This window comes from Candidatus Omnitrophota bacterium, assembly GCA_040755155.1.
Classification (GTDB): domain Bacteria; phylum Hinthialibacterota; class Hinthialibacteria; order Hinthialibacterales; family Hinthialibacteraceae; genus JBFMBP01.
In genome coordinates this window covers 1-25,393 of record JBFMBP010000055.1, presented here as the reverse complement: position 1 = coordinate 25,393, position 25,393 = coordinate 1, and the positions used below count along the sequence as shown (strand labels likewise).

24 protein-coding genes are annotated in these 25,393 nt (G+C 51.3%); 11 read left to right on the top strand and 13 right to left on the bottom strand.

Annotation, left to right across the window (positions count from 1 at the left end; all coding sequences use genetic code 11):
• Positions 1–106: 106 nt before the first annotated feature.
• The 4 genes from AB1656_07185 to AB1656_07170 form a co-directional block, all read right to left on the bottom strand.
• On the bottom strand, positions 107–292 hold the full coding sequence (locus AB1656_07185) for a hypothetical protein (GenBank protein MEW6235154.1): 186 nt from the start codon (positions 290–292) through the stop codon (positions 107–109).
• A gap of 27 nt (positions 293–319) precedes the next feature.
• Positions 320–682: a hypothetical protein gene (locus AB1656_07180; GenBank protein MEW6235153.1), complete on the bottom strand. Its 363-nt coding sequence runs from the start codon at positions 680–682 to the stop codon at positions 320–322.
• Between the two features lie 4 nt (positions 683–686).
• Positions 687–953 (bottom strand): hypothetical protein, encoded by a 267-nt coding sequence (locus tag AB1656_07175; GenBank protein ID MEW6235152.1) that lies wholly within the window; start codon positions 951–953, stop codon positions 687–689.
• 96 nt (positions 954–1,049) lie between these two features.
• On the bottom strand, positions 1,050–1,469 hold the full coding sequence (locus AB1656_07170) for a hypothetical protein (protein MEW6235151.1): 420 nt from the start codon (positions 1,467–1,469) through the stop codon (positions 1,050–1,052).
• A gap of 234 nt (positions 1,470–1,703) precedes the next feature.
• Here AB1656_07170 and AB1656_07165 point away from each other — a divergent pair, with 234 nt between their 5' ends.
• Positions 1,704–2,495: an XdhC/CoxI family protein gene (locus AB1656_07165; GenBank protein ID MEW6235150.1), complete on the top strand. Its 792-nt coding sequence runs from the start codon at positions 1,704–1,706 to the stop codon at positions 2,493–2,495.
• An 85-nt stretch (positions 2,496–2,580) separates the two neighbouring features.
• Here AB1656_07165 and AB1656_07160 read toward each other — a convergent pair whose 3' ends face one another.
• Positions 2,581–3,591 (bottom strand): hypothetical protein, encoded by a 1,011-nt coding sequence (locus AB1656_07160; GenBank protein MEW6235149.1) that lies wholly within the window; start codon positions 3,589–3,591, stop codon positions 2,581–2,583.
• Between AB1656_07160 and AB1656_07155 the strand changes: the two genes are divergently transcribed.
• From AB1656_07155 to AB1656_07145, 3 genes are all read left to right on the top strand, one after another.
• Entirely contained in the window at positions 3,590–4,237 is a 648-nt protein-coding gene (locus tag AB1656_07155) for a TIGR04282 family arsenosugar biosynthesis glycosyltransferase (GenBank protein ID MEW6235148.1), read from the top strand. The genes AB1656_07160 and AB1656_07155 overlap by 2 nt on opposite strands.
• 5 nt (positions 4,238–4,242) lie before the next feature.
• A complete protein-coding gene (locus AB1656_07150; GenBank protein ID MEW6235147.1) occupies positions 4,243–5,139 on the top strand; it encodes a radical SAM protein in 897 nt (298 codons plus the stop codon).
• A gap of 266 nt (positions 5,140–5,405) precedes the next feature.
• The gene (locus tag AB1656_07145; GenBank protein MEW6235146.1) at positions 5,406–5,906 is read left to right on the top strand and encodes a hypothetical protein; all 501 of its coding nucleotides are present in this window, start codon (positions 5,406–5,408) and stop codon (positions 5,904–5,906) included.
• Between the two features lie 829 nt (positions 5,907–6,735).
• On the opposite strand, the gene AB1656_07140 is transcribed toward AB1656_07145, so the two are convergent.
• The 3 genes from AB1656_07140 to AB1656_07130 all read right to left on the bottom strand — a co-directional run bounded on the left by AB1656_07140 (position 6,736) and on the right by AB1656_07130 (position 12,783).
• Positions 6,736–7,548 (bottom strand): metallophosphatase, encoded by an 813-nt coding sequence (locus AB1656_07140; GenBank protein ID MEW6235145.1) that lies wholly within the window; start codon positions 7,546–7,548, stop codon positions 6,736–6,738.
• A complete protein-coding gene (gene metH / locus AB1656_07135; GenBank protein ID MEW6235144.1) occupies positions 7,545–11,120 on the bottom strand; it encodes a methionine synthase in 3,576 nt (1,191 codons plus the stop codon). The genes AB1656_07140 and metH overlap by 4 nt, the downstream gene beginning before the upstream one ends.
• A 958-nt stretch (positions 11,121–12,078) precedes the next feature.
• Complete coding sequence (locus AB1656_07130) at positions 12,079–12,783, bottom strand: SDR family NAD(P)-dependent oxidoreductase (GenBank protein MEW6235143.1); 705 nt, start codon at positions 12,781–12,783, stop codon at positions 12,079–12,081.
• Between the two features lie 130 nt (positions 12,784–12,913).
• On the opposite strand from AB1656_07130, the gene AB1656_07125 reads away from it, so the two are divergent.
• Genes AB1656_07125 through AB1656_07115 form a run of 3 tightly spaced genes read left to right on the top strand, consistent with a single transcriptional unit; the run spans position 12,914 to position 16,958 of the window.
• Positions 12,914–15,046 carry a prolyl oligopeptidase family serine peptidase gene (locus tag AB1656_07125; GenBank protein MEW6235142.1) on the top strand — a complete coding sequence of 711 codons (2,133 nt, stop codon included), beginning with the start codon at positions 12,914–12,916 and terminating at the stop codon, positions 15,044–15,046.
• A 29-nt stretch (positions 15,047–15,075) separates the two neighbouring features.
• The gene (locus tag AB1656_07120) at positions 15,076–16,032 is read left to right on the top strand and encodes a polysaccharide deacetylase family protein (GenBank protein MEW6235141.1); all 957 of its coding nucleotides are present in this window, start codon (positions 15,076–15,078) and stop codon (positions 16,030–16,032) included.
• Positions 16,011–16,958 (top strand): peptidylprolyl isomerase, encoded by a 948-nt coding sequence (locus AB1656_07115; GenBank protein ID MEW6235140.1) that lies wholly within the window; start codon positions 16,011–16,013, stop codon positions 16,956–16,958. The genes AB1656_07120 and AB1656_07115 overlap by 22 nt, the downstream gene beginning before the upstream one ends.
• A 126-nt stretch (positions 16,959–17,084) precedes the next feature.
• Here the strand turns inward: AB1656_07115 and AB1656_07110 are convergent, their stop codons facing one another.
• The 3 genes from AB1656_07110 to AB1656_07100 form a co-directional block, all read right to left on the bottom strand.
• A complete protein-coding gene (locus AB1656_07110; protein MEW6235139.1) occupies positions 17,085–17,939 on the bottom strand; it encodes a hypothetical protein in 855 nt (284 codons plus the stop codon).
• A 346-nt stretch (positions 17,940–18,285) separates the two neighbouring features.
• Positions 18,286–19,404 (bottom strand): glycosyltransferase family 2 protein, encoded by a 1,119-nt coding sequence (locus AB1656_07105; protein MEW6235138.1) that lies wholly within the window; start codon positions 19,402–19,404, stop codon positions 18,286–18,288.
• Complete coding sequence (locus tag AB1656_07100; GenBank protein MEW6235137.1) at positions 19,361–20,509, bottom strand: glycosyltransferase; 1,149 nt, start codon at positions 20,507–20,509, stop codon at positions 19,361–19,363. Before AB1656_07100 ends, AB1656_07105 begins: the two co-directional genes overlap by 44 nt.
• Positions 20,510–20,682: 173 nt before the next feature.
• On the opposite strand from AB1656_07100, the gene AB1656_07095 reads away from it, so the two are divergent.
• From AB1656_07095 to AB1656_07080, 4 genes are all read left to right on the top strand, one after another.
• Positions 20,683–21,717 (top strand): MBL fold metallo-hydrolase, encoded by a 1,035-nt coding sequence (locus AB1656_07095; protein ID MEW6235136.1) that lies wholly within the window; start codon positions 20,683–20,685, stop codon positions 21,715–21,717.
• A gap of 127 nt (positions 21,718–21,844) precedes the next feature.
• Positions 21,845–22,687, top strand: coding sequence for a diaminopimelate epimerase (gene dapF, locus AB1656_07090; GenBank protein MEW6235135.1), 843 nt, complete (start codon positions 21,845–21,847; stop codon positions 22,685–22,687).
• A gap of 132 nt (positions 22,688–22,819) precedes the next feature.
• Positions 22,820–23,110, top strand: coding sequence for a type II toxin-antitoxin system Phd/YefM family antitoxin (locus AB1656_07085; protein MEW6235134.1), 291 nt, complete (start codon positions 22,820–22,822; stop codon positions 23,108–23,110).
• Complete coding sequence (locus AB1656_07080; GenBank protein MEW6235133.1) at positions 23,107–23,457, top strand: type II toxin-antitoxin system RelE/ParE family toxin; 351 nt, start codon at positions 23,107–23,109, stop codon at positions 23,455–23,457. Before AB1656_07085 ends, AB1656_07080 begins: the two co-directional genes overlap by 4 nt.
• 205 nt (positions 23,458–23,662) lie before the next feature.
• On the opposite strand, the gene AB1656_07075 is transcribed toward AB1656_07080, so the two are convergent.
• Positions 23,663–24,937 (bottom strand): citrate (Si)-synthase, encoded by a 1,275-nt coding sequence (locus AB1656_07075; protein ID MEW6235132.1) that lies wholly within the window; start codon positions 24,935–24,937, stop codon positions 23,663–23,665.
• 217 nt (positions 24,938–25,154) lie between these two features.
• The coding region (locus AB1656_07070; GenBank protein MEW6235131.1) for a hypothetical protein at positions 25,155–25,393 on the bottom strand (239 nt) is incomplete at its 5' end.

The following is a 25,393-nucleotide window of genomic DNA, read 5'->3' as shown; positions in this document are numbered from 1 at the left end:
TTTGCAAAATTAATTCAGTGTATACATAACAAACGGCGAAAAAGAAAACCGTAACCATCTATAAATCAATTGGTTACGGCTCTCTATCGATTCTGAAACTTCAGTCTTATAATAAACTCACGCTAGCTTTTTCGCGATCCATAACGGAAAAAGTGGTCTGACCGTTGGAAAAACACCACAGCCAATGCGTCTCTCCGTTGAGCCGCCATTCCGTTTCGTCTCCGCGCAACACCGCCGATTTCGGGATCTCGGCGGCCAGGTCTTCATACCAGACCAGCAGGATGATTCGCAACTGATGCCATTTCTGAATCAGACCTCCTTACGTCAACGCAAACTGCAAGTGGTAATTGAGATTGTCCAGAATTTGCGCGGCCGTCATCCCCAACGCGTAATGCCAATAGGCCGTCAAAACCACCAAGCGGTTGCCAATCGTGGATTTCGTCAAAGTCCGCCTCCACTTTGGGTTCCACCAGTTTCTTGCATCGCGGGCAGTAATCACGGTGCAGGAGATGCTCCTTAACTTCCGGTCGAATGTCGGCGAGAATGTCCTCGACGATACGCGAACGAACACTGTTCTCGCCGTTGCATTGTTGGAGCGGTCCGCCGCAATCGGGACAATGAACCAGCCGATGTTCTTCCCGGCGGCCGATCTTCTCCGGCATAGAACGGCGCGCCCCCGCATGGCCTTATTGCCCTCCCGCTTTCTTCTTTCGTTTCTTCTGGCCGGTTTGCGCGGATGCTTTCTGGTAGGGAGGAATCATGCCCGAGGGCGTGGAGGGACTGGTTTCCTTCCCATGCCGAGCGATTTCCAGCAGAAGATAGGCGAGGGCTTCCTTGCCCTCCGCCATCAGTTTGACGGAAAGTTCTTTGGCCTTCGACTCCGGCAAGGCGGGACCCGAACGCAGCAGTTCCACGACGATTTGGCGGATGGCGTCTTTCCGGTTTTGATCCATATATGGATAACTTCTGAACCGGGTTCGAAGTAACGGTCGGTATAATTTATTCTTGAAAATTCTTGCTAGCGGCTCTCTTACCGCCACAATCTTACTTCACATGGCTGACCTGTTACGGATGTTGAAATCGGTATAGCGGTCCATGAAGTCCTGTTTGTCTTCTACTTTCACCCACGGACGCCACAATTCAACGCGTTGGCCGTTCTTTTCATGGAAAGTGAGCGTATCGGAAAGGACGTAATCCAATTGGGCGACGGTTTCTTTGAAGAAGCAAGTCGGCCAATCCAACCCCTCGGCTTGGATGCCTTTAAAGACAGGTTTACCCTCCAACTTCGCAATATAACTTTTCAACTCTTCGTCATTGCTGATGAGGTGGGGATACTTGTTTTCCTTAGTTCCGGCGTGTTCCACGATGCCGAACTTCACTCCGCGTTCCTTGGAGATTTCCAAGGCTTTTTCCAAAGTGACTACATCGTCAAGATGGACGTAAAAATCGACGAGCGGGAAATCGAGCACACCCGCTTTCTCTTCACTGGAAGACAATAGGGGAAAAAGAGCTAGGGCGGCGGCTTCGCCGAAGAAGCCGCGACGAGTCTAGCAATGTTTCATGGAAGGTTCCGCCTCTCTGAGAATAATCGAATATAATGCAAGATCGTCTATACTATAATAATCCTTAAACTAAAGTAAATGTGAAAACTCGCATCTATTCTTCTCCCGCTGGCGAACGATGAATGGCTAAGGAGCGTCGTTATGGAGTCCATTTTCGGTAAAATCCAAGAAATCGTCAGCGAAGGCCGTCCCGCTGCGCTGGCTACTATCGTGGAATGCCGTGGCTCAACGCCGAGGAAGCCCGGCGCCCGCATGATTGTCTATCCCAACGGTACCATTGATGGAACCATCGGCGGCGGCGCCTTGGAAAAGCAGGCGATTGAAGAGGCGCTGCAAGTTTTGGCGGAGGGCGCGCCGAAACTGATTCGCATCGTTCTTCATGACGACGTTCCCGGAAGCGGCGTCGGGATTTGCGGCGGGGAAGCAAGCGTTTTTTTGGAGCGGATCGGTTCGGCGCCGAGGCTGTTGATATTCGGCGCCGGGCATGTCGGTCGAATGCTGGCGCGAATGGCGGAGGAATTCGATTTTACCATCGCCGTTTTCGACGATCGCCGGGAATTCGCCGATCCGGCGCTATTTTCGCCGCGCGTCAAAGTCCACTGCGCTCCCTTCGGCCAGGCGATAGAATTGCTCAAACCAACGCCAGAGGATTACATTGTCATCATGACCTATGGGCACGAACATGACGGCCAGTTGTTGCGCGATGCGCTCAAAACCCCCGCTAAATACGTAGGGATGATCGGCAGCCGCAAGAAATGCCTTAAAATTAAAGAAGACTTGGTCAAGGAAGGATTTACGCCGCAACAGATCGAACGCGCCGCTGCGCCTATCGGATTGCCCATTGGAGCGCATACTCCGGCGGAAATCGCCGTGAGCATCCTAGCGCAACTTATCCAAGTAGCGAACGGCTTGTCGCCGGATGGGGAGGATTAGCGTCTCTCCATTTGGTAGAGGTCGCCGGGTGGCAAGGGCAAGGTTGTTTTTGCCCTTGAAATAGATTGAGATAATCTAAATTGCCCTAACGTCTCGCCGCTTGGTAGAGGTCGATAAAAAGAATGAGATCGTTAGCATCGTTAAGGCCAGTATGGTCGAAATCGGTCTTGGGATCGTTGGCGCCGTAATTCGCCGCGAAACGGTAAAGGTCTTCCGCATCCAATTTTCCGTTATGGTTGATATCCACAGACACGGGATAGGGCGTAGGCGTAGGATAAATGCCCTCGCCGACGCGGAACGATCGCCGTCCGGATGATTTTCCTATGGTGTTGGCGCTGTTGATCGAACGTATGTCCCATTGATATGCCTTTTGAATAGGTTGAGAGATAATGACGCTGTGCTGCATACTCTTCAATGGTTGCTGAAAGAAGGGCTGATTATCTTCATAAACGGTCAATTGGTAGGTATAAGCGCCAACCACCGGTTCCCAGGAAAAGGTTACGCCTTGCAAGGCGGTAAGAGCGTCGATTTGAGCGCCGTCCTCTGGATAAAGAAGCCGTGGCGGCATAGGCGGTGTTGGAGTGGCGGTGGGCGGCGGCGTGGGTAGGGGCGTCAAATCGGGGATGGGCGTTCCTGAATCCAAACCAAAAGTAAAAGCGGACATTTCGCTTAGGATTCCTGCTCCGTATTCATTCAAAGCCCGCACCGTCCATTGAACTTGAGCCTGGCTTTCCCGCACGGTGAGATTCAAGTTCAAGGAAACGGAAGTCGCCGGAGTGACGGTTTGCGCAGCGGGACGAAATTCCTTGGAGGAAATGCGAACTATAACATTAATCTCGTAAGCCGTGGCGTCATTCACCGCCGACCAGGCGAAGGGAATAAGAGTATAGGTTCCCGGGAAAAGCATTTTGGAGCCATTGGCGGGGAAAAGCAGCGCGGGGGCGCCCAAGGGCGCTTGTTCTTCGGCGCCGGGCGAATCTCCGGCGGCGACGAGAAGGAACGCCGTTAAAAGAAGAGAGACGAATCCTTCTCTTAATAAGAAGTTTTTAGCGCCGATGAAACGGGAAAGATAGGATAGAACGAAATCTTTCGTCATGATTATGGATCGCGCCAGCCTTTTCCTATTCGTAAAATATCCGCAAGAAGGCAAAGTAAAAACCCGGCTGGGAAAACAAATTGGATACGATCGAGCGGCGAGATTTTATCGGGAAATCGCCCAAACCTGCGTCCAACGCTTCTCGCGGATTCCTGGAGTGGATTTTACGGTTTATTTCGATCCCCCCGAAGAGGAGGAACGCCTGCGCGCATGGTTGGGAGAAAATTTTCGTTATCTAGCCCAGCCGCCCGGCGATTTGGGCGAACGCTTGCAACGCGGCTTTGCCTATTGGCTGCCGCAGCGGCGCCGCGTCATCGCTATAGGATCCGACAGTCCCGATTTGCCGTTGGAGTATATCGAACAAGCCTGCGATATTCTCCTGACCAAGGATGCTGTAATCGGTCCGACGGAAGATGGGGGTTATTACTTAATCGGATTGTCCCGTTTTCTGCCGGAACTCTTCGAAGGAGTCCCCTGGTCGACGAACGAGGTCTTGAACGTTACCCGGCGAAAAGCCGTGGAGATCGGCGCTAGTTTCGAATTGCTGCCCAAATGGTATGACGTGGATACGTTGGAGGATTTGGAGCGATGGAACGTTTCCAATGACAAGGATTGGCTATCCATGCTTGAGCGAATTGGCGAATGATATATATGGAAAGAGTTGCTAGGATGGATAAGCCGCTGGATGCGGATTTTCTGAAAGAACGAGCGCGGGAAGCATGGAAACTATTGGAAGCCTGTTCTCTCTGTCCTCGAGCCTGCGGCGTGGATCGCGTTCACGGCCAGATAGGTTTTTGCCGTATAGGCGCGAATGCTGTAGTTTCTTCCGCTTTTCCTCACTTCGGCGAGGAAAGATGCATCAGCGGAATCGCTGGTTCTGGAACGATCTTTTTTTCCGGCTGCAATTTGGGTTGCATTTTTTGCCAAAATTATTCCATCAGCCAAGGCGGGGAAGGGGAGGAAATGGATTACAGTCTTATCGCCCGGCTCATGCTGGGTTTGCAACAGGCCGGATGCCATAATCTCAATCTGGTTACGCCTTCCCATATTATCCCGCAAATTTTGGACGCTTTGGCGCTAGCGGCGAAGAAAGGTTTCCGTTTGCCCATCGTTTACAATTCCGGCGGCTACGATTCCCTGGCGGAGTTGCAATTGCTGGATGGCGTTGTGGATATCTACATGCCCGACTTCAAGTATTGGGAATCCGAAGCGGCGGAACGCTTGTCGGGCGCCAAAGATTACCCCGAAATCGCCCGGCGGGCCATTAAGGAAATGCATCGCCAGGTTGGAGATTTGATAATGGACGAGAACGGAATCGCCAAGCGCGGCCTTCTAGTGCGGCATTTGGTATTGCCGAACGGTTTCGCAGGCACGAAGGACGTTTTTCGCTTTTTAATCGAGGAGATATCGCCCTGCACGCATATCAACGTCATGGGGCAATACCATCCTTGCTGGAAATCCAGCGAATGCGCCGAGATCGACCGGCCTATGCGCTATTCGGAAATCCTCGAAGCCAAACAATTGGCGAAAAGTTTGCATCTTGTATAACGATCGCCATTTGAAGGGATGCGTAAAAAGGTTCGGAATTTTTAAAAAAAATATCTTTATACCATATAAAAATTGCGTTATAATAAATGATTGAATATGTAATATCGATCTTTGAAAACAGCGTTGAACAGAATAAAAAATCGGGAGTTATGGACGAAAGTCTAATAACTCGAGGAAAGATCGGATTCGCCAACAATTATTAAGAATTCGGTTCGGCCTGGGGTTGGGGGCATCCGGCGATTTCGCCAATAATGGTTGGTAGAAAGATGAATTGGATCTCGATTATTATCCTAATGGCGGAGAAAGACGATAGGTCTTTGACGCCAACGCAGTCCTTTGGCAATTGGCTGCTTCCCGTCATCATCCTTGTCGTTGCTGTCATTTTTGTCTATATCGCCCAATACTTGTTTAGAGAATATGTGCTTAGGCGTAAACAAGTTTCGGATTGGGAGGAGTTGGAAGAACTCTTTGCAAGATTCGATTTGAGCCGCGAAGAAGTCCATCTTGTACGCTCGAAATTGATCAAATTCAGATATGCGTACCCTTCTAAAATACTGAAAAAGGAAATCGAGTTCGAAAAGTTTCGAAAAAAAGTTCTCAAACGGCCCAATCATCATATCGAATTTTTACTGGCGGTTGTTTATAAAAAAGTGTTCGAAACGAAAGGGAAAAGAATCAAAAAGGCAGCGGCGGCGTCTGGTGTTTCATCCTCCGAGAATGGAAGCGAATCGCCGAAAAATATCGCCGATGTCTCCTCTTCCTCTTAACATGTTCTTGCTCTTGATCGCCTTCTTCTTTCTCGTCCTTTTGCAAGACGGGATGATTTCAATAACGGCAGTCGTAGTAGATTGTCTCAAAGCCTAGCGCATTTCAGGATTGCATAGATAAGAAGAGTAATCAAAGTAGACCATATGCCAATGCCTTTTTATGCGCGATGACATTGTCTGAATCTGGATATCCAGGTTTAAAGGATGACCAGGATTTTTTTATCCTGAAAATCCACGGCCATCCTAATATGAGCTAAAAAACTTGTAAAAATGCTCGAAACGGGGTTGACTTTACTACCGCTTGTCTGATTCAGTCAAACAACCAGAGAATAGTATTTACCCAATCTTGAAACGCTCTAAAGTATTATATACTTATGACTTTTGAGGGGGGGGAACTTCGGGTTAGTTTATAGGATTTAGGGGACAACAGGAAAGTAACCAACGCTGCGTACATTGAAACGAAAGATGGGAGACTTGGCTGAAAGGACATAAGGATGTTTTGGGATGGCGATTCTTGGATAGAATCGTGTTGACGCAAAAAAAATGATAAAGTCTTGATGAAGGGCGCAGTGAATATCGAAAGGATAGATTTTTTCCGTGAAAGCCAATGAATCCGTAAATCCGCGATTCAAATAATTCGTGGAATTCGCGCCCTTTCGTGTTTTCGCGATTCAAAGACGAAAAAATAAAACATTCCTTCTTTCCTTGAATAATAGGGCGCCCGGGCAAGGTTGTTTTTGCCCTTGATAAAATACCTCCTAATTGTGGGTAAAGATCAGCCATCTTGGGAGAGGAATTTATAAAGCGTCTATATCAAAAGCGTATGACCTCATTCATTCGCCGTCGGTTGCAGCCATCCTTTCCACGTTCGAATTTTATTCTTATCCAAATCTACATGCAGAATTAAGACACCGACGTATTTCCCTAAACTGCCCGCCTGAACGATTAAGGATTCTCCTACGACTTCCGGCGTAAACAATTCCGCGTTCGACGAGCCGCCGATGATAACGTCGATGCCTTTTTCGCTATCGGCCATTTTGCGGTCTTTATCGAGTCCTTCATGACTAAGGACGACGAGGCAATCCACTTTATCCTTCAATTTCTCGACATAATAATGAACCACCGGTTTTGCCTTGGCGACGGCGATTCCCGCTGGGGAAAGATTTTCTTCATCGTATACGCCAATAACGCCCACCGACGCCTTACCGCAAGAGAAAATCCAATACGGCAGCGCCAGCGGCTCGTTCGATTCGGCGATAATTAAATTTGCGGAAAGAACGGGAAAACGAAAGCGCTTCATACAGCGCTGGATATCCTCCAAAGCAAATCCGTCGAAGGCGTTATCGCCCAGCGTCATGCCGTCATAGCCCGCCCGGTTCATGAACTCCACTATGGCCTCGCCCCGCGATAAAAGCGCTTTGGGATTTTTACTTTCGAACATGTCTCCCGCGTCGAATAATAGGGAATGGGGGTATTGCTTTCGCAGCGATTCGACAGTCGCTACAACGGCGTCGGCGCGCAAGAAATTACTATGAAAATCATTGGTATGCAGCAGCGCAATTTGGACCGTTTCGCAGCGAAGAAGCGGCGGGAAAATAAGAGCGATTAGACATAGCGAAAATACGGATAGCCATTCCTTCATGACAGTATTTCTCTTCTTGACGCATCTTTGAGACTTTGAGACTTGTCCCCAAATCCCCTAGTCCCCCTGTCGCCCAGTCTCCCTGTCGCCCAGTCCCCTTGTCTCTCTTCGAACGCTTGCATATCTTTTTCGGAAATCGTGAAGTAACGCGCGTCGGGATGATGGAAGACTAACGCCGAAACCGAAGATTCCGGCTCCATCATATAGCCATCCGTTAAGCGTACGCCAATGTTCTTCTCCACATCCAGCAGAGAAAATAGCAGCGCTTGATCTTCCATGCGCGGGCAGGCCGGATAGCCGAAACTTACGCGAAGGCCGCGGTATTTCGCGTGGAAGCGATCGCGCAGATTTAAGTCCGGCGAATCGGGGAAGCCCCACATGCGGCGGATTTGCTCGTGCAGCCATTCCGCCAACGCTTCCGCACTTTCGATGGCGATGGATTGCAGCATGTGGCATTTTAGAAAATCGCCGTTTTTCTTGTAATGCTCCGACCATTCCTTGACTTCCTGGCCGCCGCAGGAAACGGCGAAGAGCGCTGCGCAATCTTCTCCATTCGGCGAGACAAAGTCGCTTAAACAGAGACGCGCACCATTTGTTTGGCGAGGAAAATCGAAACGCTCGATGACGCTGGAACGGTTGGAATCGAGGATAAGAATCGCGTCGCCCTCGCTGCGGACGGGGAAAAATCGAAAAACAGCGCGGGATTGGAGGATATGTTTTTCGATTATTTCATCCTGCATGGCGCGGACGGTTCGCTGCAATTCTAATGCTTTTTCGTCGCCATCCGCCAACATCCGATCCACTGGCCCGCGCAAGCCTAGATGTTTGCCTAAAAGCATTTGTTGGTTGATATAAGGGAAAATCTCATCTAAAGCGATATCCTTCAATATATGCAATTTGAAATCGGGCGGCGCGGGGATATCGATATCGCGGCGGATGGCAATGGTTTTTCCGCTGGATTCTTTTTCCGCCCGAGATTCTTTGATCTGAGCGGTCGCCGCCAGTTTTTCGTCTTCGGCTTGTAGATTAGTCATCAACTCGGCGCATTTCTCTTCGTCAATAATCTTATTCGCCAACGCCAAGCCGCTCATGGCATCGCTGGCATAGGCGGCCAGTCCGCCGTATTGCGGCGCGATCTTGGTGCGCGTGAAGCGGTTGGTGAGCGCCGCGCCGCCTACTAATAGCGGAATGTCAACGCCTGCATCCCGCAGGTCCTGCGCCGTTACTGACATCTGCTGCGCCGATTTCACCAAGAGTCCGCTGAGGCCGACGATATCGGGTTGATGCTCGCGGCAGGCTTTAATCAGTTCTTCCGGCGGAATTTTGATGCCCAGATTGACGACCTTGAAGCCATTGTTGGAGAGGATGATATCCACGAGATTCTTGCCGATATCGTGAACGTCGCCCTTCACCGTGGCCAGAACGATGGTTCCTTTCAACTGGGCGTCCGACTTTTGCATGAACGGCTCCAAATGCGCTACGGCGGCTTTCATGACCTCGGCGCTTTGCAGCACTTCGGCCACGATCAATTCATTGGCGCCGAATTGCCGCCCCACTTCGTCCATTCCCGCCATGAGCGGGCCGTTGATGATTTGCAGAGGCGAGTATTTTTGCATCGCTTCGTCGAGATCGTCCGCCAAGCCTTCCTTGTTCGCCTCGACGATGGCGGCGGCCAGGCGTTCTTCCAAAGTGCGGTTTTCCTTCGGCGCCGCCACTTTCGTTTTTTTATCTTTATAAAAAGCGGCGAATACGGAAGCGGGATCGTCTCCCCGGTTGAAAAGCAAATCTTCCGCCATCTTGCGTTCTTCGGCGGATATGTTGGCGTAACGCTCCAATTTTTCCGAATTGACAATGGCGAGGTCCAAGCCCGCTTTGGTGCAATGATAGAGAAAGACGGCGTTGAGAATTTCGCGTCCCGCCGGCGGCAATCCGAAGGAAACGTTGCTAACGCCAAGGATAGTCAGCGCATTCGGCAGATCTTTCTTAATGGCTTTGACGCCTAAAATCGTCTGCTCGGCGGAACCGATGTAATTCTTGTCACCCGTCGCGCAGGGGAACACCAGCGGATCGAAAATGATATCCTGCGGCCTGACGCCGTATTGATTCACGAGCAGATCGTAGGAGCGCTTGGCGATCGCCAGTTTCCGTTCCGCCGTTACCGCCATTCCCTGTTGCGGGTCTTCGTCAATGCAGCCTACGATCAACGCCGCCCCATATCTCTTGGCGATGGGGACGACTTTTTTGAAGCGTTCTTCGCCGTCTTCCAGGTTGATGGAATTGATTATGCTTTTGCCCTGGCAATATTGCAGCGCCGTTTCGATGGCCTCCGCGTCGGTGGAATCGATCATCAGCGGCGATTTGACTTTTTTGACGAGCCGGTCGAGAAAATTCCGTAAATCTTCCGTTTCGTCGCGGTCGGGATCGGCCAGGCATACATCTAAAATCTGCGCCCCGCTGCGCGACTGTTTGCGCCCGATTTCCGACGCTTCTTCGAACTTTCCTTCCGCGATCAGGCGCTTGAACATACGGCTGCCGATGACATTGGTGCGCTCGCCCACGATAGCGGGACGATTGTCCGCATCGAATTCGAAATAATCGATGCCGGAAACATGCCAACGCGTCGCCGGGCTGGCTTGGCGCGGTTGTTTGCCTTGCGCCATTTGGGCAATGGCGGCGATATGCTCCGGCGCGGTTCCGCAGCAGCCGCCGAGGATATTCACCCAACCTTCATTGACGAAATGCTGCAATACGGAAACGAGGGTGGATGGCGTTTCGTTGTAGCGCCCTTCCTCGTCGGGAAGTCCGGCGTTGGGAATGCAGCTGACGGCGCATTGCGCCATGCCCGCCAGCGAACGGATATGATCGGTCATGAAGCGCGGGCCGGTGGCGCAGTTCAAGCCGATCGCCAACAGGCGCGCATGTTCCATCGATGCATAGAGCGCCTCGACGCCCTGTCCCGCCAGCATGGTTCCCATCGGTTCGATGGTTCCGCTGACCATGATAGGCAGATCGGCGTTCAATTCTTCCAGCGCTTTATTGATTCCGATAATCCCTGCCTTGATGTTGCGCGTATCTTGGCAAGTTTCCAGGAGCAGCAAATCCACGCCGCCTAAGATCAATCCTTTGGCTTGGAGATGAAAGTTATCGATCAACTCCGCAAAAGTAACGCCGCCGGTAACGCTGATGCACTTCGTCGTCGGTCCCATCGATCCCGCTACGAAACGGGGATGGTTGGCCGTAGAGTATTCGTCTGCCGCCTGGCGGGCGATATCCGCCGCCGCTTGCGTAACTTCCAACGCCCGGCCATGCAGGCCGTATTCCGCCAGCACCAGCGGCGTACTGCCGAAGGTATTGGTTTCGATTACGTCGGCTCCTGCGTCCAAAAAGCGGCGGTGGATGCCGCCGATGACGTCCGGGCGCGTCAGAGCCAGATGCTCGTTGCAGCCTTCAAATTGCGTTCCTCCGAAATCGCCAGGAGACAGGTTTAATTTTTGGATCGAGGTGCCCATCGCTCCGTCGAAGACGGCGATTCTTTCTTGCAAAAATTCTTCGAAACGTACGGAATGTTTCATGAATTTTCCTTACTTATTTTAATATATCAATGTATCCGCATAAAGTAATATAATACTCTCATTTCCATAAATGGCAAGTATTTTTGGGCGGACGAGGCTCTATTTTGGGGATTCGTTCCATCAATGTCCATATCCCAAATCATAGCCGCGCAGGGTGAGATAAAAGCCCACCACCCCTCACAGTCCCACAGTCCCACAGTCTCAATGTCCCAAATTTGCGGCCTTCCCCTTAATAACAGAGGGACCTTCTCACGGCGCGCGCCGAGCAGTCCCCGCCGTACTCGCCGCTAAATAGCGAAGTAGAAGAGGATGGCATCGTCGATAACCTTGCTCAACCTTTAGGATGAGCATCGGTGAATGAGTAGCGGGGGTGGAACTCACAGTCGTTTCGCTAGATCGGGATTGGCATGGCGAAGCGATTGCCTGGGAACCGGCTTGCCTTTAGGGCATGAAGCCCCTTGGCGAAAACGGAAAACTGAGAAACAAGTAGCAACAAACCGCAGGGCGGCAAGCAAATTTTATCTTTCCTATCCTCGATCTTTTCTCTTGCATCTCGGACAAGAAAGAGTAAAGAAAAAGGTAAGATGTCGGAGCCTTGCCGCCCCGGTTTGCCAATTTTAAAAAATCGCTTTTTCAATTCCGAGGGGATTATCTTTTTGAGGTTATCCCCCGCAACATCCTATTTTATCTCTCACCCTTTTTTCGCGCCTATTTCCCCCCTCTCTCAATAATAGGGTAAAACAGGCGTTTCGCCTGTTTGTCTCGCCTGTTTCTCTTTCCCATCTTTCATCCTAAAAACGGCAGTTGGCAATGGATTTGAGATTATTAATCCTTGTTTTTAAATAATGATGCGTAATAGCATCCTTATCACCCAAAAGGTGAGTGGATTGTATTTCATAAGTCGCTGAATTTCTTTTACTAATCACTTGTCATTTGTCACTTGTCACTGTTTTTAGCATCATGGATTGGTTCCGTAAATATCCATATCACGAATCATGGTGCGTCCGGGCAGGCAGGCGAGATGAACGATAGTATCGGCGATGTCGGCGGCGTGCAGATGCAGCCCCGGCCCGTATTTCTTCCCCGCGTCTTCTTCCACATCCACGCTGCTGGGATTCAGCACCATCACGCGGATATTATGCTTGCGCACTTCGTACATCAGCGATTGCGAAAATCCCTGCAAGCCGAATTTGCTGGCGGAGTAGGCAGAGGCGCCGGGATCGCCCTTTTTGCCGCTCATGGAACTAATCATAAAAATATCCGCCCTCTCCTTGGGCAGCATGGCGGGCAAAAAGGCGCGCGTGGTTAGAAAGACTCCGGTGAGGTTCGTCTCGATGACTTCATTCCACATCTGCAATGTCATATTCAAAACCGGCGCGCCCCGATATATGCCTGCGTTATTCACCAGAATATCGGGCGTTCCCATGCCGTCGAATACCGCTTGCGCCATGGCTTCGATGGCTTTGGGATCGCGCTGATCGCAAACGTAAGGCTGGCAGCGCTCGCCGATGGCCTTCGCCGCTAAACGCAGCGTCTCCATATTTCTTCCCGTGATGGCCACCGCAGCCCCCGCCTCATGCAAGCCTTTGGCGATAAAGCGGCCGATGCCCCGGCTTGCGCCTGTTACTACAGCTTTCTTTCCCGTCAAATCTCCTCGGCCCATAATTCCCTCCTCTATACCCATGAGATCGATTCAATACAATAAGCATACTTGAACCCTAAAATTAAACAAACGCATAGTCAGGAGGAAAACATTGTCCAAAGATCGGCGAATAAAATCGAATTATTTTATTATGAAAATTGACAGGGGGGCGTTGGCGTTGATTCTTCTCCTCGCGTTGGTCATGGAGTCTATTGGCATGGAGAAACAGGAAGCCATCAACTATCCCAGCGCACGAAGAGAGGCCGTCATCGACGATTTCTTCGGAACCAAGGTCTCCGATCCCTACCGCTGGATGGAAAACCCCGCCGCGCCGGATACTCAAGCCTGGGTGGAGGCGGAGAATCAAATCACGCAATCTTATCTTGAAAAAATCCCATCGCGACCCGAGATCGAAAAACGATTGACAACTATGTGGGATTTCCCCAAATACGGCGTTCCTACGAAAGAAGGCGGGCGGTATTTCTTCAGCAAAAACGACGGCTTACAAAATCAATCTGTGCTCTATTGGCAAAAAAGTTTGGATAGCGATCCGCAAGTTCTTCTCGATCCCAACAAGTTGAGCGAAGATGGGACTGCCGCTTTGACGAATCAAGCCTTTACTAATGATGGAAAATACCTGGCATACGGCATATCTCGCCACGGCAGCGATTGGCAGGAGATCAAAATCCGTAATGTGGAGACCGGCGAGGATTTCGCTGACGCGATCCAATGGTGCAAGTTCGCAGGGATCGCCTGGAAGCATGACAATTCGGGCTTTTTCTATAACCGCTTTCCCGAACCCGGCGATAAGCCGCTGGAGGCGCAGAATTTCTACAATAAAGTTTTTTGGCATAAATTGGGTACGCCGCAATCCGGCGACGTTCTCGTTTACGAACGCCCGGACAAGAAGGATTTCACATTCTCTCCCTTCCTCACCGAGGACGGAAAATATCTGATTCTCTACGTCCATTATTCCGATTACGCTTCCAACCGCATCTACTGCCGCGAAGTGGAAAGCGGCGCGCCTTTCCAACTTTTATTGGACGAAGGCGACGCCCAGTACGATTTTGTCGGAAATGCGGGGCCGGTATTCTACATTCTCACAGATAAAGACGCCCCGCGCAGCCGCATCGTCGCCATCGATATCCATCATCCGGAAAAAGAAAGTTGGAAAGAGATTCTGCCTCAGCAGGAAGACATCCTGTCCAGCGCTGCCATCGTCAACCATCAACTCGCCGTCAATTTCTTGAAAGACGCGCATGACGTTTTGAAAATGTATACGTTGGAAGGAAAATTCCTCCGCGAAATCGAAATGCCTGCGGTAGGATCGCTGGGCGGCATCTCTGGCAAGGAAGACGATCCTGAAATGTTCTTCGCTTTCACTTCCTTTCTCTATCCCACGACGATTTACCGATATTTGATCGATCAAAACGAATTATCCGTTTTTCGCCAGCCGGAAGTTCAATTCGATTTTTCCAATTACGAAACCAAACAGGTTTTCTATCATTCGAAAGATGGAACCCGCATCCCTCTTTTTATTACCCATAAAAAAGGATTGACGTTGGACGGCGGCAATCCGACTTTATTGTACGGCTATGGCGGATTCGACATCAGCATGACGCCTGGTTTCTCGCTCTCCCGCCTGATTTGGCTGGAACAGGGAGGCATTTACGCCGTGGCGGTTCTGCGCGGCGGCGGTGAATATGGGCGGGAATGGCATCAGGCGGGCATGTTCGAGAAGAAACAGAACGTCTTCGACGATTTCATTGCGGCGGGCGAATGGCTAGTAGAAAACAAATATACGAATCCCGCCAAGCTGGCCATCAACGGTGGAAGCAACGGCGGCTTGCTAGTCGCCGCCTGCCTATTGCAGCGTTCCGACTTGTTCGGCGCCGTTGTCTGCCAGGTTCCGGTAACGGATATGCTGCGATTTCAGAAATTCACCGTTGGCCAGTTTTGGACGGGCGAATACGGCGACGCGGAAAAGTCTGCGGAACAATTCCGCTATCTCTTCAAATATTCCCCGCTGCATAACGTCAAAACCTGTGTGGAATATCCTCCACTTCTTATCACCTGCGCCGACACTGACGACCGCGTCGCCCCCGCGCATTCCAAAAAATTCGCCGCTACGCTGCAAGCCAACGCCATCGGCGTCAATCCGATTTTGTTGCGCGTCGATACGAAAGCAGGGCATGGCGCAGGAAAACCCACGGCGAAAGTCATCGAAGAGCAAAGCGATATCTACGCTTTTCTTTTCAAGCAGTTCGATATGGAAATGAATTAATATTTATTTCATGAAAGGACAAGACCATAATGAATTTGCGGCAAATCATCCTTTGGATCGGAATCGTTCTGAGCCTTATGTCCATCACTAACGTCCAAGCCCAAACCGTGGCGGAGAGATTGGGATTTCCCGCCGACGCCAAGTTGTTGATCGTGCACGCCGACGATATCGGCATGTGCCATGCGGCCAACGCCGCTTTTATAGAATCGCAGGAGACGAAAATCATCACTTGCGGCAGCGTTATGGTTCCCTGCCCTTGGTTTCCCGAAATCGCCGCCTACGCTAAGGAGCATCCGGACGCCGATCTCGGCATTCATTTGACGCATACTTCCGAGTGGAAGTTCTACCGCTGGGGACCCTTAGCGGAGCGCGCGCTCGTCAAAGGACTGCTCGATCCGCAAGGCTTTCTTTTCCGGGACGTGGAATCGGTGGTTCAATCCGCCAGCGCCGCCGAGATTGAGGCGGAAATCCGCGCCCAGCTGGACCAAGCCATCGCCTTTGGAATCAAGCCCACCCATTTCGATTCGCATATGGGAACCGTCTACGCTAAGATAGAATATATCCAGGCGGCCATGAAAGTTGCCGAGGAATACGATATTCCCTTCATGCTCTTCAATCCCACGCCTCAGATTTTGGAACAGGCGAATAACCTTCGCGATGGATTGGTTCAGATATCGGATACGCTGCAAAAACAAGGCGTCCCGCTGCTGGACGCTCTTTACTCCATCAAAAATACGCCCGTGGAAGAAGCGGAGAATTTTTACCGGAACTTGATCGCCGATCTGAAGCCAGGCGTTTCGGAACTCATCATCCATCCGTCCAAGGAATCGGACGAATTGCAGGCGATAACAGGCTCTCACAAACAGCGCAACGCCGATTTCAAAATTTTTACGAATCCTGGCATGAAGCAATACATCGAATCGCAGGGCGTTCGGCTGATCGGCTGGAAAGACCTTAATAAATTATGGAAGAGCCGAACAAAGTAACAGCGAAGATACAACCTGGAGACACGGCGAAAATCCATTACCGGGGACGGTTAAAAGATGGAACCGTCTTCGAATCGACGCAAGGCGGCCGTCCTTTGCTTTTGACTATCGGGGAGAAGCAAACCTCGCCCGCCTTCGAACAAGCCGTTCTGGAAATGAAGCCGGGGGAGAAAAAAAACCTCGTCATTCCGGCGGCGAAAGCCTATGGCCCCTACCGTCCGGGATGGGTAATGATCGTAAACCGCAGCCAACTGCCCCGCGATATGCGCCCCGCCGTGGGGCAGGAGTTGCAAGTCCAGACTCAGGACGGCCGCGCCGTCAACGCCCGCATTACTCAAGTTTCGGACGACTCTGTCACGATGGATGGAAATCACCCGCTGGCGGGGCAAGATTTAATCTACGACATCCATTTTCTCGGCGTTTCCAACGTCCGAACGCTGACATACTCCCAATTCAAAGCCTTGAGCGAAAAAGATGCTTATTACGAAGCCGACCGTTGGGATTATTTCCAAAAGGTCATCGAGATTATTCATCATTTACCCATTAAAACCGTATTGGAATTGGGACCGTATAAGAGAACCATCGTCGAAGGCGCGGACGCGATGGATGTTGTGGATGCGCTGCCCAACTTGACTTATTGCCATAACGCCGCCGAAACGCCTTGGCCCATCTCCGACGATCGCTACGACTTGTTTATCGCGCTGCAAGTTTGGGAACACCTGCGAGGCAAGCAGAAGGAAGCCTTTCAAGAAGTTCAGCGCATCGCCAAAATGGCCATCCTCAGTTTCCCCTTAAATTGGGATTGCCCCGGCAATTGCCACCACGGCATCACGGAAGAGACCATCGCCGAATGGACTTTGAACACCCCGCCTATGGAAAAAATTCTTGTTGGAATCCGGATTATCTATTGTTTTCGATTTCGATAAAAAATCAGCCTTATCATAGAAACCGGGGCGCTGTAAGAAGCGCCCCGATCTTGGTCCGATCTTATCCACAAATCGAAGGATTTACTCAAGGGCAAAAAAACCTTGCCCTTGCCGCCCCCCGTTCGTTCAATTATGCGAATCGGATACTTGAAGCGTACTGGAAATTTTATCCAATTTCTCAATCACCTTTTCGATGTTGAGGACGTTGTCGATCACGATGGATTCGTGTTGTTCGGGAAAAGTGAGAACTAAACGTCCGGATCGCACGAAAGGCAGATAATACTCGAATACGTCCTGAATGTCTTTGATGTATTGCATGCGAATCGTGGGAAAACGCTGCTGACGTTCCAACAGTCCGCCTACGACGATCACTTCGTTGGATTCGATCCTCACGTAATGGAAACGAACGATGCCCAAGGAGATAATCATCAAAATCACCCATATCACGAAAATAACGAAATAGAATTGCGGGGTGGCGATCGGAGTCAGGGAAGCGATATGACGGACAAAATCGGGCAGAAAAGCCCATCGTTCGTTTATGATATAAAAGAGCAATCCTACGACGATGCAGGCGGTAAAGGTAAAGAGCGCCCAACGAATTTCCAGGTCGACGCAGAGCGTAAATAAGGAAAAAGCCAATACGATGAGGAAAATCACGCCCATCGCCTTATCCACCCAGCGGGCGGAAAATACTTTGGCGACTTCCTCCTTGTAGTCGATATCGGCGGGAGCGGCAGTCGCCGCCGTCTCTCCCTGTTCCGCCTGCTGCGCGGCGGGAGCGGCTTCGATATTCTTCTTCAGATTCCGCAGATGCGGATTCGAACCGGCGAAGGTTCCGATCAGGCAAAAAATCAATGCCAGCAGGGCCATCGGGTAAAGGACGGGGGTCTTGGGCCACATGCGGACGAGGATTTTGTCATCCCGAATCTCTTCCGGTTGTTCTTCCGCGGCTTGGGTAGGAGTAAGATTCTGTTCTGCCATGGGTTTACCTTTCTTTTCATTCAGAAATGATTTTATCTTAAACGATTCCTTGCAGCGTTTGAGGATTGAGCCGTTATTATTCAACTCTTTGTCAGAATCAGGATGGCCAAGATTTCCAGGATTTGCAGGATAAAAAAACTCAGACTTTATGCCGCCTATCCCATTGAATGATTAACCTTAGTATTAATACGCATGAGAATAAGAATTGTTTCGTTTTCCTTCCCCCGATCCATTCGCGATGCGATATTTTCTCGCGAAAACAAGTTTTTCACATCCCTTCATCGCGGTCAATAGGTTATATCGGCGCCAAACGCCATAAATTTTAAGACAACCAAGTCCGCGTCTGTTAAAATTTTTTCCCTAAAAAGAAGAAATCAAACAATCCCGCCGCAATCCCCAAACCGCTTGCGACGGCGTCGAGAAAATTGACGGGGATTCCCTTGAGAGCAAAAAACAAGCCGCGCCGCCGCAACAGACGCCATTCCAACGGCGCGATTAGATGCAGGAATAGCAGCGCCCAAAAAGCGGCGGCGACGAGAAAAATGGGATCGGCAAAGGCTATGCCGCAAAACAATATTCCCAAATATGCTGCGGGGATGCGCAGCATAGTGGAAAGGCTGTTGGTGCCGAAACGGACTTCCGGCGCCGCGTCCTGCTCCAACGGCGGAAGCGGCGGTTCGGAGCGGTTGCGCAGCATTAGTTTAGCGAGGTCGCGGGAACGGCGGAATTGATTGCGAATAAAACCGGAGCATGTCAGTTTTTTGTTATGGATCACTTCGATGGAGCGATCCAGGCGGATGCGGCATCCTGTTTTACGCAGGTTGCGCCCTAGCGTGCGGTCTTCAACGGAAGCGCCGCGGATGCCTTCGTCGAACCCGCCGCTGTCGAGGAAGGCGGCGCGGCGAACGGCGGTGATGGATGTGAACGTCGTATCGATCCAGTCAGGAAGATTCGTCAAGACGAAGCGGTTATAGAGATTTTTGTATTGCGAAAAATAATTGGCGAAGGGGCAAACTTCGGAAAAAACGCCCTGCACGGCGTCGGCGGCGGTCTTATTGAAATGTCCGGCCACTATCCCCAACAGGCGTTTGGGAAGCAGCACATCGCTGTCGGTAAAAACCAGGATGTCATGGGAAGCGAAGCGCGCGCCCATGTTGCGGGCCGCCGCCGGTCCCTGGTTCTGATCCATTCTTACCACTACGGCGTTATATTCGCGGGCGATATCCGGCGTGCGATCCGTGGAGCCGTCGTCGACGACGACGATTTCAAAGGGGCCGCCCTCAAGGCTGGATACGCTGCGCAGCGTGTCGGGCAATGTTTTTTCGCCATTATAAACGGGAATGATAATAGAAAATCCCAGAGAGCGTTCGGTGGAAGACGAATCTTTCGGCGTATCATTCATAACGATGTCTTTTCCTTCTTCAAGAAGACCGTTGATCGGCGGCGAAGCGGGCGACGGCCTCATCGTACATAGTCTCCACCGCATTCACCATTTGTTCCAGCGAAAATTCCCGGCGAATCCGCGCTCGAGCCAACTCCCCCATGCGTATGTACTCCTCCCGGCGATGCAACCAAACGTGCAAAGCGTTCGCCAGCGCTCCCACCTCTCCCGGCGGGATCAGCGTTCCCTCCCGTCTGTCTTCGATGATGCTTTCCATCCCGCCTACTTTCGTTGCAATTACCGGCAAACCTATCGCCATCGCTTCCAAGACGGAATTCGGCACGCCCTCCGAATGGGAAGAGCAGACGAAAAGATCGAAGGCGGCGAGATAGGGTTTTACATCGGGAGTATAGCCGGCAATACACACTGCGTCTTCCACTCCTTTCTGGCGAGCGATTCGTTCCAAGCGCGCCTGCTCCGGCCCTTCCCCAACAATGACCAAGCGGGCGGCGGGAGAATGCTTCCGCACGGCGGCGAAAGCCTCTATCAAAAGATCGTATCCCTTTACGGGAACAAGCCGCCCCGTCGTTCCGATCACCGGCGCGTCGAAGGGAATCTGCAAGTCATCACGGATGGAGGAGGCAACGTCTTCACGATCGAATTCGTCCAGATCGACGCCGTTGCGGATAAGATAGATATGGCGCGGCGGACGTTTCCATCCTTCCACATATTGCCGCAATTGAGGCGAGATGACCTGCAAAGCGTCCGCGCGGCGAATTAAGCGGTTATTGTACCAATGGGATATCCATCCCCGCAGCGGATTGGCGTAATCGGTGGAATTAATATTGGGCAGACGGACGATCCAGGGAATAGCCAGGCTTTGCCGCGCGCGGGCGGCCAGGGCGTTGGAGCGCAATCCAAACGTATGCAGCAAGCCCGCTCCTCTTCGCCGAGCGATTTCCGCCAAGACGCGGGCCGCGCTGCCCACGCCAAGACGGCTGGGCATGGGGATGAATTCCTTCTCGATCCCCTCTTTATTGGCAATGCGGTAGAGTTCCCCTTGGTTGGCGATGGCGCACACAACCGGCTCGAAGCGGCGGCAATCCAAATGATTGGCCAATTGCAGAATATGCCGTTCTACGCCGCCGGAAAAACCGTCGATGCGGCACATCAAAACCACCATCGGCATGGCGCGGCGCTCCTTTCCATCCTCCAGGAAATTCAATGCGTCAATTTTAATCCGAACGTACTACTTCCGTCTTAAAACCTATGCTGGACTATCTATGAAACGAAAGAGAGAGCATGACTTTCCCATGCTATCTCAGTATGATAATGGAAAATTCGGAGGAAGGGAGATGGGAGATGACTTATTGCCGTTTGGGGATGTTCATGATTTGCTTTTTGCTAGGAGCCAACGCCGCCATGAGCCGCAACCTGGAGATTTATTTCATAGACGTTTTGGGAGGAGCAGCTACGCTGATCGCTACGCCCGACGGCGAAGCGATGCTGATCGATTCCGGCTGGATGACCGACGATCGCCGCGACGCCAAGAGAATCTACGACGCGCTCGTCAATCACGCCCAATTGGCGCAGATCGATTATTGCATCACTACTCATTGGCACCGGGATCATTTCGGGGCCATCCTGCCCCTCAGCGAAATGGTTCCCATCCTCTATTTCCTCGATCGCGGCATCGACGAAAACTTCTCCGAAGATCCCCAACAATATTCCATCCAAATAGAAGCCTATAAAAAAGCCTCCAAAGGACAATCGAAAGTACTCAAAGCAGGTGAGGTTATTCCCTTGAAGTACGACGCCAACGGTCCGCAATTGAAACTGGTCTGCGTCGCCTCCAAGCAGGAAATTATCACCGTTGACGGTCCCGACAATCCCGAATGCGCCTCGGCGCAGGATCGTCCGCCTGTGCAGGACGACAATCCCAACAGCCTCGCCGTGCTTCTTTCCTACGGTGATTTTCAATTTTTCTGCGGCGGCGACATCACCTGGATGGTCGAAAAGGACCTGGTTTGCCCCAAGAACAAATTAGGAGAGATCGATCTTTATATGGTAAACCATCACGGCATGGATCTCAGCAACAACCCCGTTTTCCTCAAAAGCATTAATCCGACTTGCGCCGTCATGTGCAACGGCCCCCGGAAAGGGGCCAGTCCTCAAGTCATCAAAGATTTGCGCGCCTTGCCGGATTGCAAGGCGTTGTATCAAATCCATTGGAATGTCAACATCCCCATCAAGGACAATGCCGATCCCGATTTCATCGCCAATTTGAATCCTAATAAATCGGGACAATATATCAAAGCCAGAGTATCGCCCGACGCAAAATCGTTCGTAATGACATTGGGCGAGAACGAACAACCGAAAGAATTTCCCTGCAAATAGAATATAACCGGAATGCAGGAAGCGCTTAAATCCATTCGGCTAAGCCCGCTATTTCTCCTTCGAGAAACGATTGAAAAAAAACTTTTTCGAGATACATTTATTCCATATTCACCGCGAGGGAAATATTATGGCGCCCCATTTCGGCCCGTCTATCCGTTTTTATAAAGCGCACGGCTGCGGCAACGACTTCGTCGCTATCGACAACCGCGAATTGGCCCTGCCTGTCGAGAAAATGCCGGAATGGGCGCGCAAAATCTGCCAACGCGCCTTCGGCGTCTATGCGGACGGCCTTTTCTTTTTGGAAAACGCGCCTGCCGGCGAGCCTGTAGATTACCGCTGGCATTTCTATAACTCGGACGGCTCGCGCGCCGAAATGTGCGGCAACGCCTCGCGCTGCGCCGCCCGGTTGGCCTACGAATTGGGCATCGCTCCCGCTGAGCATACGCTGGGAACCGACGCCGGTCCCGTCCATGCCCGAGTCTTTCCGGATAGCGGCCAGGTGGAAGTGCAATTGATGCCCGCGATCGATATGAAATTGAATTTGGAGATCGAAGCGGAAGGGAAAACGCTCCACGCCCACTTCGTCACGGCGGGCGTGCCCCACGCCGTGGTTTATTGCGATCCAGTCGGTGAAGTGGATATCAAAAAGATGGGTCCCGCCCTGCGTTATCATAACGCTTTTGCGCCCGAAGGCGCCAACGCCAATTTCGTCCAGGTCAAGGATAAAAACCACCTGCTATTGCGCACCTACGAGCGAGGAGTCGAAGCGGAAACGTACGCCTGCGGCACTGGCGCCTGCGCCGCCGCCTTCATCTCACGCGCTCTCGGATTGACGGACGAAAGCGTCATCGTTACGACTACCGGCGGCGAACAACTTACCGTAACCGCCGCCAATGGGAGACTCCTGCTGCAAGGTGGAGCGGAAATCGTCTTTTCCGGCGAGCTTTATTTGAACGCGCTGGGTCTTTGAGACTTTGAGACGGGGAGAATAAGGATGGCTACCCTTCGCTTTGAGCCTACCTTACGCAACTTGACTTTTTTCAGAACCGGCCAATAATTTTATGTACAGAATCATGGACAGAATTAAAACAGGGAATTGCACATGCGAAGCAGCGATGTAACCACGTTCACCGACGCGCGCGACCATCTGCGAGAAAAGTTCGACCAAGCCAAAGAGACTGGCCGGCCTGTGATGGTGACTAACCACGGCAGGGTTGATGGATATATTGTGAGTCCCGAACGATACGACCGGTTAACCGAGGCAGAAGAACTGCTCGCGAACCTGGCGATGATTGATAAGAGTAGGGAAGAAATCCTTGCGGGCCGCACTCGACCGATGCGCGAAGCAATTAAGGATATCGCCCGTGAAATCGGGATTCAACTTGACCGATGACGGGATTGTGGCATCGCGTTGAGGTGACAGACCAAGCATATGAAGCAATCCGTTCTCATGTCCACTACATCGCGTTCGAACAAAAGGCATTACTGAACGCAAAACGATGGCTGGAAGGTCTGTGGGACGCAATTGATTCATTGGAAAAATTGCCCAAACGTTGCCGTTTGGCGCCAGAGAACAACTATCGTTCCTACGAAATCCGCCAATTGGACTACGGCGATTATGCGATTCTGTTCACAATCGATGACGATCGGCAACTCGTCTACGTTGTCGGTTTTCGGCACGGAAAGCAGTTACCCCGCGCCAACCTCCTGCCGGACGAGCCGCGTTCCAATCCAAAATGACATCAGTACGACTTGTTAATATTGGGTAAAACAGGCGTCCCGCTTGTAACTATAAGGCTGGCGAGACGCTGGCTCTATTCATATAGAAAAACAATGAAGGGTAGAATAGTTAGTTGTTAGTATCTTCTTATCGTTATTCAAAACGAAGGGCGGCTCTCGCGCCGCCCTTTGCTTTTTATCCAATGAGAATACGAAGAAATTTGCCTTAACCGATTTGCGATTTGAGCCATTCCGTGGTGACGGATTTGGGCCGCACGATCGGCAGTCCCAGCGCGCGGGCCAGCGTCAGCTGCGAAGCGAAGCCCAGCGTGCGGGAGACGGCGAATAGAACCGTGTAATAGGAAAATTCCATGAGACCGTAATGATAAAGCAGCGAACCAGAACCCGCGTCGACGTTGGGCCAGGGATTGCTGATTTTTTCGATCTGCTTCAGAACCGTCGGAACTACGTTGAATAGCCGTTCGACGATCTGGAAGATGGGATCGTCCTGGCAATGCTTCTTGCCGAACTTCAAGAACGAGGTGTAGCGCGGATCGGTGGCGCGCAGCACGGCATGGCCATATCCCGGAATAACTTGCCCACTGTTGAGCGTCTCCCACGTGAAATCGCGCATTTGATCTTCCGAAGGCACGCCGCCGAATTTGTCTTTAATCATGATAACCCAACGCAGGCATTCCTGGTTGGCTAGTCCGTGCAGCGGTCCCGCCAGACCGTTCAATCCCGCCGACACGGCGTAATAGGGATCCGAAAGCGCGGAACCGACGACGAACGCCGTAAACGCGCTGACATTGCCGCCTTCATGATCGCAATGCAGCGTCAGGTAGAGCCGCATCAGCTGAGTGAATTCCCCATTGGGATCTTCCAGTCCCAGCGCTTTGACGTAATTGGCGCCCATATCCAAATTGGGATCGGTCTCGATGCGGGGTCCTTTGTTGAACCGCAACCGATAGACGTATCCGGCGATGGCGGGCAAGCGAGCGATCAAATTCAAGAAATCGTCCAGCGTCGGCTCCCAATATTCCTCTTTCTTCATCCCGTCGGCGTAACGGGCGGCGTAAAGCGATTCCCGCTGCATCACGAGAATCGCCGTATCCAACATCGTCATCGGATGCGAATCCGGCGGCATGGCTTTCAGGACGTCCCAAACGTATCCTGGAACTTCGCTGCGGCTGGAAAGTTCCTTTTTCAACTCTTCAAACGATTCTTTATCGGGCAATTCTCCCGTCATCAATAGATAAAGAATCTCTTCCGGCCATTTGTCGTCCAATTCTATGATTGGCCTTCCGCGAATGATCAAGCCTTTATCCGGCTCCACCAACGACGTGTCGCAAATTAGGCTCTTCACGCCTCTCATTCCGCCAAAGACCTGTTTGATGGTTACCTCGGAGACGACTTTATCTCCGTGTTTGGAAACGAGGTCCTTCATTTCCTCGCGCAGAGCCGGAATTTTACCCGCCAATTTTTCTTTCAACGTTGCCATTTTGCGTCCTCCCTTACGGATGTTGGATTGTCCCCATTTCGTTCGCGAATGAATCATTCAATATTTATTTGGAATACAAATAATCAATCGCAATACATAAATCATAAATTCGAAGAGTCTATTCATCCTATAAAAATTAGCCGAAAGAGGCAAGGGATTCCAATGGATCAAGCCATATTTTCTTCAAGGCGCTTTTTCTTCAAACTCGCGGCCGGTTTCAATGGATTTTGATAGTTGCATTGTTGAAAAACGCCTTCACCCTAATCCCCAGAGGGCGCTGATCTTTGCCCACAAGCCGGAGGGATAAATCAAGGGCAGAAACAACCTTGCCCTTGCCACCCTCATATGCCGCTTGCGTTTCAATCCGATTTACGATCTTTATCGCCGAGCCATTGGCGAAGGATTCTTTTTTGCAGGGGAGAAGATTTTTCCATTTCGCTGATTTGATAATCGACT

Bases quoted from the DNA above. Each gene is read 5' to 3' on its own strand.
- AB1656_07180 (MEW6235153.1), bottom strand. From the start codon at position 682: ATGCGGGGGCGCGCCGTTCTATGCCGGAGAAGATCGGCCGCCGGGAAG.
- AB1656_07175 (MEW6235152.1), bottom strand. From the start codon at position 953: ATGGATCAAAACCGGAAAGACGCCATCCGCCAAATCGTCGTGGAACTG.
- AB1656_07165 (MEW6235150.1), top strand. From the start codon at position 1,704: ATGGAGTCCATTTTCGGTAAAATCCAAGAAATCGTCAGCGAAGGCCGT.
- AB1656_07155 (MEW6235148.1), top strand. From the start codon at position 3,590: ATGATTATGGATCGCGCCAGCCTTTTCCTATTCGTAAAATATCCGCAA.
- AB1656_07160 (MEW6235149.1), bottom strand. From the start codon at position 3,591: ATGACGAAAGATTTCGTTCTATCCTATCTTTCCCGTTTCATCGGCGCT.
- AB1656_07150 (MEW6235147.1), top strand. From the start codon at position 4,243: ATGGAAAGAGTTGCTAGGATGGATAAGCCGCTGGATGCGGATTTTCTG.
- AB1656_07145 (MEW6235146.1), top strand. From the start codon at position 5,406: ATGAATTGGATCTCGATTATTATCCTAATGGCGGAGAAAGACGATAGG.
- AB1656_07140 (MEW6235145.1), bottom strand. From the start codon at position 7,548: ATGAAGGAATGGCTATCCGTATTTTCGCTATGTCTAATCGCTCTTATT.
- metH (MEW6235144.1), bottom strand. From the start codon at position 11,120: ATGAAACATTCCGTACGTTTCGAAGAATTTTTGCAAGAAAGAATCGCC.
- AB1656_07130 (MEW6235143.1), bottom strand. From the start codon at position 12,783: ATGGGCCGAGGAGATTTGACGGGAAAGAAAGCTGTAGTAACAGGCGCA.
- AB1656_07125 (MEW6235142.1), top strand. From the start codon at position 12,914: ATGAAAATTGACAGGGGGGCGTTGGCGTTGATTCTTCTCCTCGCGTTG.
- AB1656_07120 (MEW6235141.1), top strand. From the start codon at position 15,076: ATGAATTTGCGGCAAATCATCCTTTGGATCGGAATCGTTCTGAGCCTT.
- AB1656_07115 (MEW6235140.1), top strand. From the start codon at position 16,011: ATGGAAGAGCCGAACAAAGTAACAGCGAAGATACAACCTGGAGACACG.
- AB1656_07110 (MEW6235139.1), bottom strand. From the start codon at position 17,939: ATGGCAGAACAGAATCTTACTCCTACCCAAGCCGCGGAAGAACAACCG.
- AB1656_07105 (MEW6235138.1), bottom strand. From the start codon at position 19,404: ATGAGGCCGTCGCCCGCTTCGCCGCCGATCAACGGTCTTCTTGAAGAA.
- AB1656_07100 (MEW6235137.1), bottom strand. From the start codon at position 20,509: ATGCCGATGGTGGTTTTGATGTGCCGCATCGACGGTTTTTCCGGCGGC.
- AB1656_07095 (MEW6235136.1), top strand. From the start codon at position 20,683: ATGACTTATTGCCGTTTGGGGATGTTCATGATTTGCTTTTTGCTAGGA.
- dapF (MEW6235135.1), top strand. From the start codon at position 21,845: ATGGCGCCCCATTTCGGCCCGTCTATCCGTTTTTATAAAGCGCACGGC.
- AB1656_07085 (MEW6235134.1), top strand. From the start codon at position 22,820: ATGCGAAGCAGCGATGTAACCACGTTCACCGACGCGCGCGACCATCTG.
- AB1656_07080 (MEW6235133.1), top strand. From the start codon at position 23,107: ATGACGGGATTGTGGCATCGCGTTGAGGTGACAGACCAAGCATATGAA.
- AB1656_07075 (MEW6235132.1), bottom strand. From the start codon at position 24,937: ATGGCAACGTTGAAAGAAAAATTGGCGGGTAAAATTCCGGCTCTGCGC.